This window comes from Filimonas zeae, from assembly GCF_014641615.1.
GTDB classification, from domain to species: domain Bacteria; phylum Bacteroidota; class Bacteroidia; order Chitinophagales; family Chitinophagaceae; genus Filimonas; species Filimonas zeae.
The window spans coordinates 811,875-827,972 of record NZ_BMIB01000003.1; the positions used below are offsets into that span (position 1 = coordinate 811,875).

Genomic DNA, 16,098 nt, shown 5'->3' on the forward strand with positions numbered 1-16,098 from the left:
AGCAACCCTAATATCGTTTAATTCTGCTGGTTAATAACAACGTACTTCAAACAGCGAAACAGGGCTTTCCGCCATGCTGTTGTATAAGCTTAGTTTCAGCTGCTGGGTTACCACCGGCTTATCAAAAACCAATGTGCGCTGGCTCAGGTAATTGCCTTCTATAACCCCCACCACCTCCTGGTTGCTGTTCCGCACTTCTACCCTGTTTACGCAAAACGGCATTACCGTTTCCGGTTGCAGAATCAATACATTCTCTAACGGATTGTCATAGTCAGCATCGAAACTTAAAACCATACGGTGAATGGTAGTGGGCTGGTTCCACGAAAGCGTTAACTCCGGGCTGCGATCTTCATAAGCTGCTACCCATGCATTGGTGCTGCTCACGGGCCGTTGCAATCCGTTTTGCAAGTGAGTGGTAGCATAAGCTGCCAAACCAGGCGTAATGGTCATGGCTATGTTCTGCCCTTCCGGGCGGCGCTCCGGGCACCAGAACTCAAAAGTGTCAAAGCCCAACCCGGCAGCCGGTTCCTGCTTCCCATAATTGGATACTGCCGGGTTGGCTTTGTTAAACACCGACAACAGGCCGGTAACGCGCTTGTTGCTGTACTGCAGCAGCACCCGCTCATTTTGTATAAAGTGTACAAAAGCATAGCAGTCTTCCTCAAAATGCACACCGGCATCAAAAGAAAGCACCTGCTCTCCTTCCTGCAAAGTATAGGTTTCGGTATACAGCGTTGTATCCGGCGTATGGTTTACCACCTTGCTGCTCCGGCGCAATTCCACGGTAAGCTCAGTGGCCTGTTGTGCCCTTACGGTAAACGTTAGCACGGGCATGGGGCCCTGCTGTACCGGCAGCATCTGGGCGGCTGAATATTGCAAGGGCTTCCATATATCCGCAGCCGGAATTTCATCCAGCAGCAAGGTACTGCTGGCGGTAAGGGTGGCCTGCTGCGTCAGGTCTGCTGCATCATTCAGCACCACGCCAGGAATGTGCTGCCCGGTTTTCAGCAGTCGTTGCTGTAATTCCGTTATATATGCTTCGCCCACCTGCTTAGGCGTAACATTATATTGCTTACAAAGTGCTGCGGCCATGCCCACTGCCTGTGCGCCGTGTGCGCAGGTGGCCATTACACGGGAGGAGCCGAAAGCCACATGCGAAGCACTGATAAGGCGGCCTGCCAGAAACAGGTTGGTAATATTGCGGCTTACATAACAACGGTACGGAATGGGGTAAACCCCTTTGCCATGCCATTGGTTACAACCCGGCTTTTCACTAAACACCCCATCTGCCGGGTGCAGGTCTACCGACCAGCCGCCAAAGGCTACTGCATCTTCAAAGGGCCGTTGCTCCACAATGTCCTGCTGTGTAAGCATATGGTAACCTTCAAAGCGGCGGCTTTCCCGCTTGCCGGGAATGGTGCCCACCCACTCCAGGGTAAGGTTGGCGGCTTCCGGAAACTGGCCGGAGTTCTTAATGTGGTTCCATACACCATATACCACCTTCCATAATTCCATTTTAATGGTTTCCGCCTCATGCACGGTATCCAGCCTGCCGCCATATTCTATCCACCACAGGCGGCAGCCGAAGTCTTTGGGATGGAAGTTCCGGAACCGCGGAATCTTCGTAATATCTGTAAGGGCAAAAGAAGGCGGATGATAAGCCACCGGCCTGCCCGCATCTTTTGAATAAAAATACAGGGAGTGACCCAGCAAGCCGCCATAGGCTGCATCCGGTGCAAAAGCCTCTCCAAACTCTTCCCGCGGCTCCGCGCCCATGCGAAAGGCAGCACCTGATAAAAAGCCCAGTATGCCATCGCCCGAAGCATCGCAATATATGGGGGCAGTTACTTCATACCGCGTGCTGTTCTGGCTGCAGAAGGCCCGTATGCACGCAATGGTATCGGCATCTTTTTTATCCAGATCGTATACGGCTGTATTCAGGCAAAGGGTAATGTTCTTTTCCTGCAGCACTTTCTCCAGCAGTAAGGTATCAAAGAACAGGGCGTTGCCATCCGGGTTGCGGTGTGCATTCTCCAGTAACAACTCATCTATTACACCGCCTTCGCGTGCCCACCGGTTGTTATTGCCCATATGGGAGGTGGCACCCAGTACCCACAGCCGCACTTCGCTGGAAGCGTTACCGCCCAGTACAGGACGATCCTGCAACAATACCACCTGCAACCCTTCCCGTGCCGCTGTAATGGCGCAGCATACGCCTGACAGGCCACCACCGGTAATAGCCAGGTCGGCAGTAAGGTGTAGGGTATGCAATGTTCTTCCGGTGCTTTCCGATGCTTTCATCATATAATATCAATTATTTCCAGGGATCGTTTTGTTGTACAGATGCATTGGCATTGATCTCATCCTGCGGTATAGGAAAGTATTTGTGTTTGGGCTGTGGCGTACGCACGGGATATACATCATTTACGGCAGCGGGAATAACGGTAAGGAATTTGCCGGTGCGGGTAAGATCGTACCAGCGGTCACCTTCTCCAAAAAACTCCCAGGAACGCTCCTGCAAAACCGCTTCTATAAACCCGTCTTTCGATAAGCCTTGCGGCAGGTCATTCACATGCGCGCGAAAGCGTATCTCATGCATCAGATCATAAGCTACCTTAGTAGCGCCATTCTGCCGGGCCTCTGCTTCTGCAGCAATCAGAAACGCATCAGCATACCGGAAAATGGGCACATTGATAGTGCTGCTGATGCCCACTGAGTTGGCATCCATATACTTTTTAACCAATACCCCTTTAGGCGTAATGGGTGTGATATCTTTCTGGCGGATAACCTGCCCCGATTTGTTTACATAATTCGTGTCCAGCAGTTTGCGCCTGGCATCGGCAGGGTCAAACGAATCAAAGAAAGCCTGGTAGGCAAAAGCAGAGCCGAAAGTAGAAGTGCCATAAGCGGGGCCATCGCTGTTTCTGGGGCCGTACAGGCTCATCAGCTGGCTGCTGAGGCCCGGTGTGGCGCTTTCGCATTCAAAAGCCCACATGTTTTCCTGCCTGGCTGCATCTTCTCTGGCTATATGGTACAGGTCGGTTACCTCTCCCATCAGCGTATACTTTTTCGAGTCTATCACTGCCTTTGCTTTTTCAAAGGCCAGCGCCCAGTTGCCGTTGTACAACGCTGCTTTGGCATACAACAGCAGGGCCACTTCTTTACAGGTTCTGCCTTTTTGCAAGGCATTGCTGTAACCGGGTAAGGCATCTACGGCCTTATCCAGGTCGGCAAATATCTGTTTGTATATATCTGCCTGTGTGCTCTTGGCTACCACGGCATTGGTAAGGCTGGTGCTGGCCGTCGTTTTCAGTATCACGTCTCCAAAGTTTTTGGTGAGCGTCCAGTGGTAAAAAGCCCGCAGAAAATAAGCTTCCCCCATAATCTGATCGCGGCGCGCCACATCCATTGGGGTGTTAGGTACTTTCTCCAATACCCAGTTCACTTTTTCAATGCCCTGGTAGCTGCTTTCCCATATCTGCTGGGGCGATTCAAACAGGCGGCTGAAACTCTTTTGCGTGGTGTAGTTGGCGTCGTAGTTAAACAGCGTAAGCGTATTACGGCCTACTACCGGGCGTGGATACGTTTGATCGGCGCTCCAGTCAGAAGCGCAGACAGCTGCTGTATTGTACAGGCCCGATATGGGGCTGTACGCAGCCGTTAAAGCTGCTTCGGCATCCGATGCTGTTTGGTAAAACTGATCGGTAAAAATGGAAGAATAGGGCTTCTCGGTAAGTTTGCTGCAGGAAGTTAGTACCGCCAGGGAAGCAACCAGGAAATATATTTTGAATGGTTTCATAACATGGTTTTGTGGGGTGATAATAAGGAGTACGATCAGAAGGTAAACTGTACACCAGCCAGGTAGCTGCGCGACATGGGATATACCAGGTTGTCAATACCTACCTGCGTGTTAGAACCGCCAAAGGCGTTCACTTCCGGGTCGTACCCACTATAACGGGTAAACGTAAACAGGTTGTTGCCGCTGAGGTATACCCGTATGTTGCTTACCCCTTTTATGCGTGGCAGTGTATACCCCAGGGTAATGTTCTTTACCCGTACAAAAGAACCATCTTCCACAAAGCGGTTGGTAATAGGCAAACGCCCGCCCTGGTAACCACTTACATATTCATTGGCAGCATTCGTGGGCGACCAGCGGTTGCTCATACCTGCCACCACATTGCGTTGCCCCAATGGATTTTCGAAAGTATAGCGGCTAAGGTTGTACAGGTCGTTGCCCTGTACTCCGGAAACAAAAGCACTGAAATCGAACTTCCGGTAAGATAAGTTGGTAGAGAAGCCAAAAATGAAGCTGGGGTTGGCATTACCGGTAATCACCTGGTCATCGGCTGTAATGCGGCCATCTTTTACCACATCGGCTACCTTTACCCCACCGGTGCGGCTGCCCGAACCTTCCATAATGGTTTCCCCCGTTTGGTAAATGCCATCGAATACATAGGTTTTATAAATACCCAGCGGCTGACCGGTTTGCAGCACCACATAGTTGTTTACCACATACTCTTTAACATTATCCGCCAGGTTAATGAGCTTGTTGCGGTTGAAGGTAATGTTGCCATTTACCGTCCACTTCACTGCCTTTTCTAATATACGGGCACTTACACTCAGCTCCAGTCCCTTATTTTCAATACTGGCGAAGTTGCCTGTTACTGACTGGTAGCCGGATGAGTAAGGAAGGTTGCGCACAAACAACAGGTCGTCGGTACGTTTGTGGTAATAATCCGCAATAAAAGAGAGGCGGTTGTTGAGTATCGAAAGATCTACGCCGACATCCAGCTGGGTTGATTTCTCCCAACGCAGGTCTTTATTGGGTATACCCGTTGGGCTTACCCCTATGGTATAAATGTGATTGAACTGGTAGTTGCTTCCGGAGCCCACCAGAGCCAGTGAGTTGTAGGGCCCGATAGCGGCTGCATTACCTGTTACGCCATAGCTGCCCCGCAGTTTCAGATCGCTGAAAAAATCCTGCCGCTGCAGTAAGGGTTCGTCAATAATGCGCCAGGCCGCAGACACTGCAGGAAAGAAACCATATTTATTGTTCTCGCCAAATTTAGAAGCACCATCATAACGCATGGTTACATCTATAAAATACCGGTTTTTAAAGCCATAGTTCAGGCGGCCCATATAGCTGTCCAGCCTTTCTTCGGTACGGTAGCTGCCCACCGTTCTGTTTACCGCCAGGCCAATGGCTTCGTTGGTAGTTACATCGTTAGGAAAACCGCTGGCCTCAATGCTGTTGGAGTTACCCGTATTTTTTTGCGTACCCCATACACCCGTCACTTTCAGGGAATGTTCGCCCAGGTTGCGCTGCCAGGTAAGAATACTTTCATGCAGCAATGCCGTACCATTACTGTTACCCTTGTAAGCACTGCCGGAACTGGAATTTTTTTCCAGACTGCCGAGAATGTATAGCGGTGAATATCTGTCTGCCAGGGTGGAAGAAAGATCAGCATTGAAAGAGGCCCGGTAGGTTAACCCCGCTGTAATTTTAGCTTCGGCATAAAGGTTGGCCATGTTGCGTTTAATAGCCTTCTGATTCAGTACCTCAGCCATGCCCAGCGGATTTACTACTTCGCGGTAACGGCCATTAAACTGGTCGGAGAAAGGATAAATGCTGCCATCTTCCCGGTAAGGCTGCAACGTGGGCGGAGCGCCTAAAGCTGCCCCTACAATACTGGCAGTAGCCAGGCCGTCTAGCCCGGTAGCACCGGTGGGGATGGTATTGTTGATAGAGTAACTGCCCAATACGGTGGCTCCCATGCGAAAGCGATCACTGATTTTATGATCGATGTTGAGGCGCAGTGAATATCTTTTAAAATTGGAATTGATAATGATGCCATCCTGGTTAAAATAGTTGCCGCTTATACTGAACTGTGTTTTCTCACTGCCACCCGATACGGATAGCTGGTAGTTTTGTATAATGGCATCGCGGAAAAGCAGATCCTGCCAGTCTATACCCTTGCCCAGCGAATCGGGGTTGATGTAGATGGCAGCATTGTACACTTCGTTTTCCAGTTTGGCAAAGCCGGCAGCATTGAGCATGTCAATGGTTTTTGTTACCTGCTGAATACCCTGGTAGGTTTCCAGCTGTACCCTTGTAGGCCCGTTCTTACCCCGCCTGGTGGATATAATGACCACACCATTGGCGCCACGCGCACCGTAAATAGCTGTGGCTGATGCATCTTTCAGTACCTCTACCGATTCTATGTCGTTGGGGTTGATGGTTGATAGCGGACTGGCATCCGTTACGCTGGCCTCATTGCTTATCTGTATACCATCTACTATGTACAAAGGTTCGGAAGAGCCGTTGATGGAGTTGGTGCCCCGGATACGCACACTGATGCTGCCCCCCGGCGCCGCATTGTTCTGGGTAATCTGTACACCCGATACCCGCGCCTGCAGCCCCTGGGCCACATTCACTACCGGCGTTTGGGTAATATCGGCCGATTTAACACTGGCTATAGCGCCGGTGGTGGCGGCTTTGCGTTGGGTGCCATACCCTACCACTACCACATCGTCCAGTTTATTTACATCTACCTCCAGGGTAATAGTGAGCGTGCGTTGGTTATTCACGGGCACTTCCAGGCTTTTATAACCCTTGTAAGTGATTACCAGTACTGCAGTGGGCAATACCCCAGCCAGCCTGAACCGGCCTTCGGCATTGGTGGTAGTAACCTGCGGGGTGCCCTTAACCGTAACGCTGGCCCCGGAAAGCGGAATATGGCTTGCATCGGACACCTGCCCTTCTACAATCTGGTTGCCGTTTTGGGCCTGAGCAAAAAAGGAGCAGCAAAGAAGCAAAAGGGTTACCAGAGGAACTGTCGTCAGTTCCCTTAATTTCATTACATTCATATGGCAATATTTTTTACATAAGCATTAGAAGAAACGCATAAGCACAGGCATGTCTGCAATCTTATTTGCCAATATTAGAAAGAATTTATACCGCTGTATGCAGCTGAGACCACAGGTTCTACCGGGAACGTTTGCGGTATCGTTCCCGATACATGCGTATTGCAGGATTGCTGTTTTCTTTGTAACCAAAACCAATACTATCTACCGGCATGATTAAATGCGCTCAATGCAAACAGGTGCATGCTATTACCAAAGCAGGCATTGTAAGAGGCCGTCAACGCTATCATTGTAAAGACTGCCATGTATATTTTACCCTGCCGGAAGCAGCCGCTGCGCCTGTTGCTGAAAAACAGCAGGCCATGCCTACCATCCGGGATATTGCCACGGCCCTCAACATCTCTAAGTCTACCGTGTCCCGGGCCCTGCAGGCACACAGCGATATCAATGCCCAAACGCGCAAGGCGGTGCTGGAAATGGCGCAAAAGCTCAACTACCACCCCAACTACATGGCGCAAAGCCTGGTGAACAAAAAGAGCAATACCATCGGCATACTGGTACCCGAATTTGTGAACTATTACTTTCCTGCCCTCATTATAGCTGCACAGGAAGTGGCTGCGGAGGCAGGTTACAATGTCATCATCTGCCAGTCGCAGGAGTCGGCAGGTACAGAAAAGGCCAATGTGGATGTATTGTTATCAGGCCGCGTGGAGGGGGTTATTGCCTCCATGACCAAAGAAACAAAGCAGTACGATCATTTCCGGTCGCTGGAGCAGCACAACATTCCCGTGGTGTTTTTCAACCGCATCTGCGAAGCCATGAACACCTCGCGGGTAACGGTGAATGATTATGAAGGCGCTTATAAAGGCGTGGAGCATCTGATTAAAAACGGATACAAAAAAATAGCACACATAGGCGGCCCTCCCAGTCTGCTGCTGAGCCAGAACCGGCTGAATGGCTATCTGGATGCACTAAAAAAATACCGCATTCCCGTGCAGGAGAAATACATACTGCCTTACAACCTTACGGGGCGCCATGCCACCCAATGTGCCCAAAAGCTGTTGAAGATGCGTGACCGGCCGGATGCTATTTTTTGCCTTAACGACATCTGCACCACCCATACCCTTTTTGCAGCTAAGTCTTTACAAATACAGGTGCCGCAGCAACTGGGCATTGCCGGCTTCAGTAACAACCCTTTCTCGGCCCATGTAGAGCCGGCATTGACCACCATAGAACAACCTATTCAGGAAATGGGCCGGGTGGCTATGCGGCTGCTGATAGACCATATTACCAAAGGGTTTGGCAAATACAAGCCTGTACACCGGATACTGCCTGCCAAACTGGTGGTACGGCAATCATCGGTGAGGTGAACGCGAAAATTAAAATAATAAATCATAAAATGAATCATCTATATTACTTAGTCAGGCTATGCTTTTCTTTTCTATACGTACTGCTTTTTTCGCTCACTTCATTGCAGGTCAGTGCCCAGCTGTTCAACCAGGATAGTTTACAACTCATCTCCCGCCAGTTTACCTTTACGGAAGGGCCGGCGGTAAATGCAAAAGGCGATATTTATTTTACGGATCAACCGAACAATCAGATCTGGAAATACGACACAAACGGAAACCTTTCTTTGTTTATGGATAACGCCGGCCGCGCAAATGGAACCTATTTTGATAAACATGGCCAGCTGTTGGTTTGTGCGGATGAAAACAATGAGTTATGGTGTGTTAGTAAAAATAAAAAAGTAAAAGTATTGCTATCCACTGTAGATGGCAGAAAACTGAACGGGCCTAATGATCTTTGGGTTGATGCTAAAGGTGGCATCTATTTTACAGATCCCTATTATCAGCGGGATTACTGGACAAGGAAAAAGCCTGAAATGGAAGGACAGAAAGTCTATTACCTGCCCCCTGGTAAAAAGGTCAGCGTAAGAGTGGTGGCGGAAGATGTAGCTAAACCCAATGGTATCGTAGGCTCAGCAGATGGTAAATATTTATATGTTGCAGATATTCAGCGTAACAAAGTATATCGTTACTCCATTGGCAAAAACGGTGATCTCGGCGATCAGACACAGATCATTAACCAGGGTGCTGATGGTATTACGCTTGACAGCAGGGGTAATTTTTATCTGGCAGGTAATGGTGTTACCATTTTTAATCCCGAAGGCGTAAAGATTGGTCATATTGAGGTAAAAGAGCCATGGACAAGTAATGTGTGTTTTGGCGGAAAAAACCATTCAGACCTCTTTATTACTGCTTCAACCGCGGTTTATACCATTCCCATGCAGGTAAAGGGAATAGAATAAAGCCTGTGAATCTCAGCTCCCCGGCGTAGTGAGATCGGGGCATTGCGTAGCCAAACTGCGGAACAATTGAAAAATAGTCAGGGTAACTTATATTTGTTTATACAGCTACCTATTTGCCTGTTATGAAAACACCTTCGCCACAACATACTAATACCGAAAATGCCACCCATACAAGCGGTATCGTAAGTGCTAATCCCCTGCAAATGCTTACTGCGGGCGAAGAGACAGAAACAAAGCCTGTTAAACACAATCCCTTTCTCAGAATTACGGAAAGCAAAGGCACTCACAATCCGCTGCAACTGTTAAAGCAAACAGTAGTTACTTCCGGGGCAGCGACACAGCTTATTTCAGATTTCAGCCGTGCTGTGCTGGAACAAATTGTGATTCCGGTGCTGGAAAACGCGGCGGCCCGCTACCCCGATTTGCCTGCTATGTTTAATCCGGCACTGGCGGCATTAAGAGGATGTTTAATGGATGATGATGACAAAAAAGGAGAAGCGCAGGTAGCTGAAGAAGCTATTGCCGCTTTTTTTGGCGATGCATTTGAACGTTACCGGTTAACGCCAGGGCTGGAAATTGTTGGTACTTTGAGATCGGAGATCGTTACTAAAATAAATATACAGCTGAAAAACCCTTTGCTGGCACAACTGGACCGGCAGCATGCACGCATGCAACGGGCCAAAGACACCGATGGATACGTTGAAATTGATCCTGCAACTGTAAATAAAAATATGCCCGCTCCACAACCCCTGCTGAGAGGTTTAATCTGGAATCTGCATGGCTTTTCCAACGTAATCAATAACAGAGACCGGGCGGACTTCCGGGTCATTGGCGGTGGACGCCATAATACCAGAAAGGGAATGGTGAATGAACTTATCGGGAGTGTTGGAAACAAGATGCAGGGTAATAACCCAGGCCTGGACGCTGTAACCGCGCAGGAAACAGAGGTAATGTTTGAAATGTGGAAACTGAATACGGAGCAACTGGAAAGCGTGGCCAGCCCCCTGCTTACCAGGGAACAGATAAAAGCTGTTTTTGCTTTTGTACGCAAGATGAATAAAAATTTTACTGATCGTTTTTTTGTAAGGGAAGCTGGCAAATACCGCATTGCGCCACTGTATAGAGTTGAAGTGATAGAAGCTCTGGAAAACTATCAGAAGATACTGGGCGACGATCAGAAAAAAACGTTCAATGCCATTGATAAATTATTAAATCAGCTGCGTGCTAATGAGGTGGTTCATCAATTAAAAAATAACTACGGCTTTATCACTACCCTGCTGCAGTCATTTCAGAATGCCTCACTTCCGCCGGATGGTGACGAGCCTGCCTTGCTGCACCTGATTAGCCGTGTAAAAGAACTAAGACAGGTGATTAAAGCGTTGAGTACTTTTCAGCTGGAAAATGCTACCAATCCTTTACACCAGGCGCTTGGCAACCTTAGCAAGGCCTTGAATGCCTTAATTAACCGGAAGGGTTCGGAGGAGTACCGTACAGACGATATGAATCTGGCGGTATACCTGGATAAGGAACTGAATAAATATGCAATTGTATCGCACCTTACTTCCCTGCTCGCAAACAATCAGTTGAATCTTGACTTTATGCTGCTGAACGAAATGAACCGCGGTATTCTGTCTTTTACCAGCGAAGTGGATAGGGTTACGCAACATAAATATGGCGTGGCGCAAGGCCCCCAGATGGCTGCTATGAATAAAGAGGGCCAGGGTACGCAAAGGGAATATTACCCGCTGGTATATGATAAACAGAAGTTTGACCATAAAGGCTATTTTTATGTAGGTGTTCAACGTACAAAAACCGTAAGCAACAGGGCTTACGCAGATGATACTATTGAATGGATGAAACCGGAAAAAAGAAAGAAACTGCCATCCGGATCTCAGCAGCAAACAGAGGGATACCTTGATTACAGGCCGATTATTGTTCATCGTCTTACCAGAAAAAACGCAATACCGTTACCACAGCAGCCACAGCAGGAAATATGGCTGGCGGCTGTACACACCACCCCATATGGTAATGAGTTTGACAGACAGAAAATATTTAAAGAACTGGAAGGTCCGCTTAAAACGCTGAAAACAATTGCTAATGACAGGAAGGCTGAGTTGATTATCGGAGGTGACTTTTATATAGCTGCTGAGGCATTGGCTAAGGTGCCCGATGGAGATAAGATGGCCGGATCGAAACAGCAGAATGCACCGGGCAGATTAGAGATTGATGCCAGCGTGGGCGATCAGAATCAGAACCGCAACCTGCGAACCCGTAATGGAGAGGTATCCAGCTTTACAAAGCATCTTTCCGGTGACAGTTTTCCAACAACGGGTTGGAAAGGCAGTAACAAAAATATGGGTCTGGCAGATATCAGATCAATAACCGGTACCAATAAAAACTCAAAGGGGCTGCAAAGTGCAGACTACTTTGTATTACCCGGCGTTGATGCACATCGTGTACGTGTAGGACTGATTGATCCGCGTACCAAAGCCATTGTAGAGCTGGAGACGGATGAAAAACAGATATCGAAGCATAACTTCTTTTTCAGCGATCATCTTATCAGTGCTATTGAAAAATATGCTACCCGGGAAGATAAAGAAAAGGCGCAGGTACATGGCCGGCTTAATATGGATAAGCTGGATATGATTCCTGAAAATCTGACGGCGCTTAAAAGTGACTCACGGGCATTAAAATATGATGTAGGAGATTTTGAACCACAGCCCGGCACGGCCAGCATTATTACCACAGTATTGTTTCGTGTGTGGAATAGGATTAAAACAGAACTGGATAGGAATAACAACATAGCTCCCCATGACCTGCAAAAATGGGGCGACTTGCTCGTATGGATTGACACTACCAGGCAACGCCTGAAAAAACGGTTTTATTCGTCAGGTGATAAGGAGAATATGAATGAGCTTATAGCCGTATTACAATCCCTGGGCGACGCCAGTATTAACGAACAGGCAGCCCTTGTACAAAGCATGATTGATCATTTTCCGGAAAAACATGAAACCGGCGATGGTGACACGTTTACAACGGGTGTTGACGCAAGAACGCTGAAGTCTGACAAAGTGGAGATAACCTCTCCTTCGCACTATCCCTCATGGCAGGAATTACCCGCTACAGTACAAAAGGCATTTGGGGAAAACCTGCAACTGACTACCTCACTCAATGCCGGTAGTGATACGGAAGCTATTATTAATGCACTTCAGTATCATAGCGAACCACAGGTGCAAAACCTGTTAGCGGCCCTGCGTAAAACCCGCAGTATTGATCATCCGGAAGTTATCAGGTTAATAGGTGCGGCAGGCTTCTCCATTTATGTTTACCGGCTGGTATTTATGAAGCAGGAATCTAAAAAATATGTAAACGTACTTAAATACCGATATGGCAGAGGGCTTCCGTTGGAACTGCGTATACTGGAGATAAGTTCTGGTATCATACTGCCTCCGTTTATTTTTTCGGGTTATTACCAGTTGGGCAAATGATTACGCCGGTTACTTATCCTGATATATTATCGTGTCTGCCTGTTGAATCGTCTGGGACTGATTTGCGGTGTCAGTTGTATATTGCCTCCGGATTAACCAATAATCAATCGCCATGGCGGAGCAACTCATTACTGCATTAAGAAAGGATGTAACAGTAACGGACGAAGAGGCTGCCTACATACTGTCCTTTTTTCAAAAACGCATTTTCAGGCGCAACAGTATATTGCTCCGCACCGGAGAGGTAGCGCACGAGGTGTTTTTTGTAGTAGAAGGCGCTTTGCACCAGTTTTATATTGACGAAGCAGGCAATGAGCGTACCTGCAACTTTACCTTTGAAAATGATTTTGTTACCGACCTGGAAAGCTTTTCGCAGCAAACACGGTCGGCATCTTCTATTAAAGCCCTTACCGAAACCACCTGCCTTATCAGCCGCTGTACAGATGTGGTAACGCTGCTACAGGAATCTCCTGCCATGAATACCTTCTTTAACAAACTGGTAGAGCGTATTGCCGCCAAAAGTATCAAGCGAACCCAGGCGCTACTCTCCTTTTCGCCCGAAAAGCAATTTATTACGCTTATGGAGGAGCAGCCGGACATTCTGCAGCGCGTACCTCAGCGCTATATAGCCCAGTACCTGGGCATTGCTCCCGAAAGTCTCAGTCGTATCAGAAAACGATTAATGAGCGCCGGAAAATCTTAACCAGGGTCATTGTTTTCAGCCTGGCCGCGGTAATACATTTGCTTCAAATACATAACCATGCAAACTATACTGGGCGCAGGTGGCGCTATAGGCACCCCACTGGCAAAAGACTTGAAAGCTTATACCCATCGTATCCGCCTTGTATCCCGTAACCCCAGGCAGGTAAACGGCACTGATGAACTGGTAGCTGCCAATCTTACTATACGGGAAGAAGCAGATAAAGCAGTGGCAGGCTCTGAAGTGGTGTATCTGGTTGCCGGTCTGGAATACAGTCGTAAAGTATGGCAGCGCGATTGGCCGGTAGTGATGGCGAATGTGATTAATGCCTGCCTGAAACACCAGGCCCGCCTTGTATTTCTGGACAATGTATATATGTATGCTGATACTGCCATTCCACACATGACCGAAACCTCTGCCATAGCGCCACGCAGCGAAAAAGGAAAAGTAAGGGCGCAGCTGCATGCCATGCTGTTCAGCGCCATACGCGAACGCGGCCTGAAAGCATTAATTGCCAGGAGTGCAGATTTCTATGGCCCCACAGCGGCTAACAGCCCTCTTGGCATTATGGTAGTGGAAGAATACCGGAAAGGGAAAAAAGCCTTCTGGCAAATAGACAGTTCTAAAATACACAGTTTTACCTATACCCCGGACGCGGCCCGGGCAACAGCGATGTTGGGTAATACGGCAGATGCTTTTGGCCAGGTATGGCATCTGCCTACTTCTCCTGAAAGACTTACGGGCAAAGATTTTATTGAAAAAATAGCTGCTGAAATGAAAGTGCAGCCGCGCTACTACCATTTTTCCCGAATGCTGATGCGCGTGATCGGCCTTTTTGTACCCGTAGTAAAAGAGTTAGCGGAAATGGCTTATCAGTACGACCGGGATTATGTGTTTGACAGCAGCAAGTTTGAACAGCGGTTCGGAGTTACGCCTACCAGTTATACGGAGGGAATAAGAGCGATGGTAAGGCAATAAGTAACTTTTATTATTCAAGCCAGCGATTTCACCATCGCTGGCTTTTTTTGTCTGGCACTCAGGTTTCTTTCTGCATATCGCTTTGCAGGGCATTCAAATTCTAAACATTTCTGCTAGTAAATTATACATCTGTCGCACACGCTGCCCCCGTGCAACAGTAATTTTACATCCATCGATTGCTAATAAACTGCTTGCACTCTATCCTAAAAACACATGCCATAATACACTAATCATCAACACCAAAATCAATTCCAATGAAACACTTTTACCTCCAGAGCGTATGCGCTTTACTGGTTCTTTGTTTGTTATGCACCAATGTTACCGCACAGGTAACCATACCGGTAGGTTCCACCACCCGCAGTATGCTTTTATATGTGCCGGCTAACCTGCCGCAGAACCGGCCTTTGGTTATTTCCATGCATGGCTCCGGCCAGAGTGCCGATTACCAGCGTAATGCCAGTAAATGGGAACCTATTGCCGATACGGCAAGGTTTGTAGTAGTGTTCCCCAGCGGTATTAACCTGCAGTGGGATATCAGCGGCACTACGGATATTAATTTCATTTCCGCTATTATTGACACTATGCACCGGCGGTATGCTATTGACCGCAACCGGGTGTATCTATCCGGCTTTTCTATGGGTGGTATGATGACGTATCATGCCGCTACACAAATAGCCGGTAAGATAGCGGCTTTTGCGCCGGTATCGGGCTATCCTTTATGGGGTGGTGGCAATTACAACAGTTCCCGCCCTGTTCCCATTATTCATGTACATGGCGATGCAGATGATGTGGTTACTTATCCCAACCTGGGCAACTATCTCAATGGCTGGATTACCCGTAACCAATGCCCCGCTACACCGCAGATAACCCAGCCCTACCCTGCCAATAAACCCAATTCTGTAGCTACCAAACGCTACTGGGGTCCGGGCCTGCAACAGTCTGAGGTAGTACTTATTACCCTGGCGGGCAAAGGCCACTGGTATTCGCTGGATAGTATTAACGGCGTAAACACCAGCCTGGAGATATGGAATTTTGCCAAACGTTTTTCTTTAGGCAGTGTACTTGAAGAAAACAGCGTAGGGTTTTGTAGTGTCAACGGCACTATAGATAATAACTATCCTGGCTATACAGGTAGTGGTTTTGCCAACACCAATAATGCAGCAGGTAATGGCGTTAGCTGGCGTGTAAACTTTGCCGGTGCAGGTACACAAACCTTTACCTTCCGCTATGCGTGTATAGACAGCAGGCCAGCCAGGTTGCTGATTAACGGGGTAAGCGTGGTTGCCAGCATCTCTTTTCCTGCCACCGGCTCCTGGAGTACCTGGGCTACGGTAACGGTTAACGCCGCTGTAAGTGCAGGTGTTGCCGATGTTCGGCTGGAAGCTACCGGCAGCAGCGGTTTGGCCAATATAGATCACCTGGCAGTAACACAGGGCACCGGCGCTGCCTGCACCACCAGCCTTACCGCCAACACTATTGCTGTGGCTCAGGATAGCGTGGGTGTAAAAGCGAACGCTGATCTGCGCCTCTCGGTATACCCCAACCCCGCCAGCCATGCTGTTACCATTAAAACAGGTAAGTACTGGAAAGCGGGTGATCGTATTACCTTGTATAATGCGCAGGGCAAAACACTGCAAAGCCGGGTGCTGAAAAGCAATCAGGAACAATTGAATATAGCTTCTCTGCCCCCAGGTATGTATTACATACAGCTAACCAACGCAGGCAGTAAAAAGGCCAGCCAATCCTTTCTCAAACACTAACAC

9 protein-coding genes are annotated in these 16,098 nt (G+C 48.4%); 6 read left to right on the forward strand and 3 right to left on the reverse strand.

Annotated elements, in window-relative coordinates:
* Window positions 1-30: 30 nt before the first annotated feature.
* Genes IEY13_RS16535 through IEY13_RS16545 form a run of 3 tightly spaced genes read right to left on the reverse strand, consistent with a single transcriptional unit; the run spans window position 31 to window position 6,867 of the window.
* A complete protein-coding gene (locus IEY13_RS16535) occupies window positions 31-2,304 on the reverse strand; it encodes an FAD-dependent oxidoreductase (protein WP_188954085.1) in 2,274 nt (757 codons plus the stop codon).
* 10 nt (window positions 2,305-2,314) lie between these two features.
* The gene (locus IEY13_RS16540) at window positions 2,315-3,799 is read right to left on the reverse strand and encodes a RagB/SusD family nutrient uptake outer membrane protein (RefSeq protein ID WP_188954087.1); all 1,485 of its coding nucleotides are present in this window, start codon (window positions 3,797-3,799) and stop codon (window positions 2,315-2,317) included.
* A gap of 35 nt (window positions 3,800-3,834) precedes the next feature.
* Window positions 3,835-6,867, reverse strand: a complete 3,033-nt coding sequence (locus tag IEY13_RS16545; RefSeq protein ID WP_229687893.1) for a SusC/RagA family TonB-linked outer membrane protein — start codon at window positions 6,865-6,867, stop codon at window positions 3,835-3,837.
* Between the two features lie 209 nt (window positions 6,868-7,076).
* On the opposite strand from IEY13_RS16545, the gene IEY13_RS16550 reads away from it, so the two are divergent.
* From IEY13_RS16550 to IEY13_RS16575, 6 genes are all read left to right on the forward strand, one after another.
* Window positions 7,077-8,234 carry a substrate-binding domain-containing protein gene (locus IEY13_RS16550; RefSeq protein WP_188954089.1) on the forward strand — a complete coding sequence of 386 codons (1,158 nt, stop codon included), beginning with the start codon at window positions 7,077-7,079 and terminating at the stop codon, window positions 8,232-8,234.
* 29 nt (window positions 8,235-8,263) lie between these two features.
* Window positions 8,264-9,172: an SMP-30/gluconolactonase/LRE family protein gene (locus IEY13_RS16555; protein ID WP_188954091.1), complete on the forward strand. Its 909-nt coding sequence runs from the start codon at window positions 8,264-8,266 to the stop codon at window positions 9,170-9,172.
* 122 nt (window positions 9,173-9,294) lie between these two features.
* Window positions 9,295-12,660 carry a hypothetical protein gene (locus IEY13_RS16560; RefSeq protein WP_188954093.1) on the forward strand — a complete coding sequence of 1,122 codons (3,366 nt, stop codon included), beginning with the start codon at window positions 9,295-9,297 and terminating at the stop codon, window positions 12,658-12,660.
* A gap of 112 nt (window positions 12,661-12,772) precedes the next feature.
* Window positions 12,773-13,360: a Crp/Fnr family transcriptional regulator gene (locus IEY13_RS16565; RefSeq protein WP_188954095.1), complete on the forward strand. Its 588-nt coding sequence runs from the start codon at window positions 12,773-12,775 to the stop codon at window positions 13,358-13,360.
* A 57-nt stretch (window positions 13,361-13,417) separates the two neighbouring features.
* Entirely contained in the window at window positions 13,418-14,335 is a 918-nt protein-coding gene (locus tag IEY13_RS16570) for an NAD-dependent epimerase/dehydratase family protein (RefSeq protein WP_188954097.1), read from the forward strand.
* Window positions 14,336-14,589: 254 nt separating this feature from the next.
* Window positions 14,590-16,095 (forward strand): carbohydrate-binding protein, encoded by a 1,506-nt coding sequence (locus IEY13_RS16575; RefSeq protein WP_188954099.1) that lies wholly within the window; start codon window positions 14,590-14,592, stop codon window positions 16,093-16,095.
* The last annotated feature ends 3 nt before the right edge of the window (window positions 16,096-16,098 follow it).

What these genes read in the sequence shown, in the direction of transcription:
- IEY13_RS16535 (WP_188954085.1), bottom strand. Translation starts at nt 2,304, where the DNA reads ATGATGAAAGCATCGGAAAGCACCGGAAGAACATTGCATACCCTACAC.
- IEY13_RS16570 (WP_188954097.1), top strand. Translation starts at nt 13,418, where the DNA reads ATGCAAACTATACTGGGCGCAGGTGGCGCTATAGGCACCCCACTGGCA.
- IEY13_RS16540 (WP_188954087.1), bottom strand. Translation starts at nt 3,799, where the DNA reads ATGAAACCATTCAAAATATATTTCCTGGTTGCTTCCCTGGCGGTACTA.
- IEY13_RS16545 (WP_229687893.1), bottom strand. Translation starts at nt 6,867, where the DNA reads ATGAATGTAATGAAATTAAGGGAACTGACGACAGTTCCTCTGGTAACC.
- IEY13_RS16565 (WP_188954095.1), top strand. Translation starts at nt 12,773, where the DNA reads ATGGCGGAGCAACTCATTACTGCATTAAGAAAGGATGTAACAGTAACG.
- IEY13_RS16550 (WP_188954089.1), top strand. Translation starts at nt 7,077, where the DNA reads ATGATTAAATGCGCTCAATGCAAACAGGTGCATGCTATTACCAAAGCA.
- IEY13_RS16555 (WP_188954091.1), top strand. Translation starts at nt 8,264, where the DNA reads ATGAATCATCTATATTACTTAGTCAGGCTATGCTTTTCTTTTCTATAC.
- IEY13_RS16575 (WP_188954099.1), top strand. Translation starts at nt 14,590, where the DNA reads ATGAAACACTTTTACCTCCAGAGCGTATGCGCTTTACTGGTTCTTTGT.
- IEY13_RS16560 (WP_188954093.1), top strand. Translation starts at nt 9,295, where the DNA reads ATGAAAACACCTTCGCCACAACATACTAATACCGAAAATGCCACCCAT.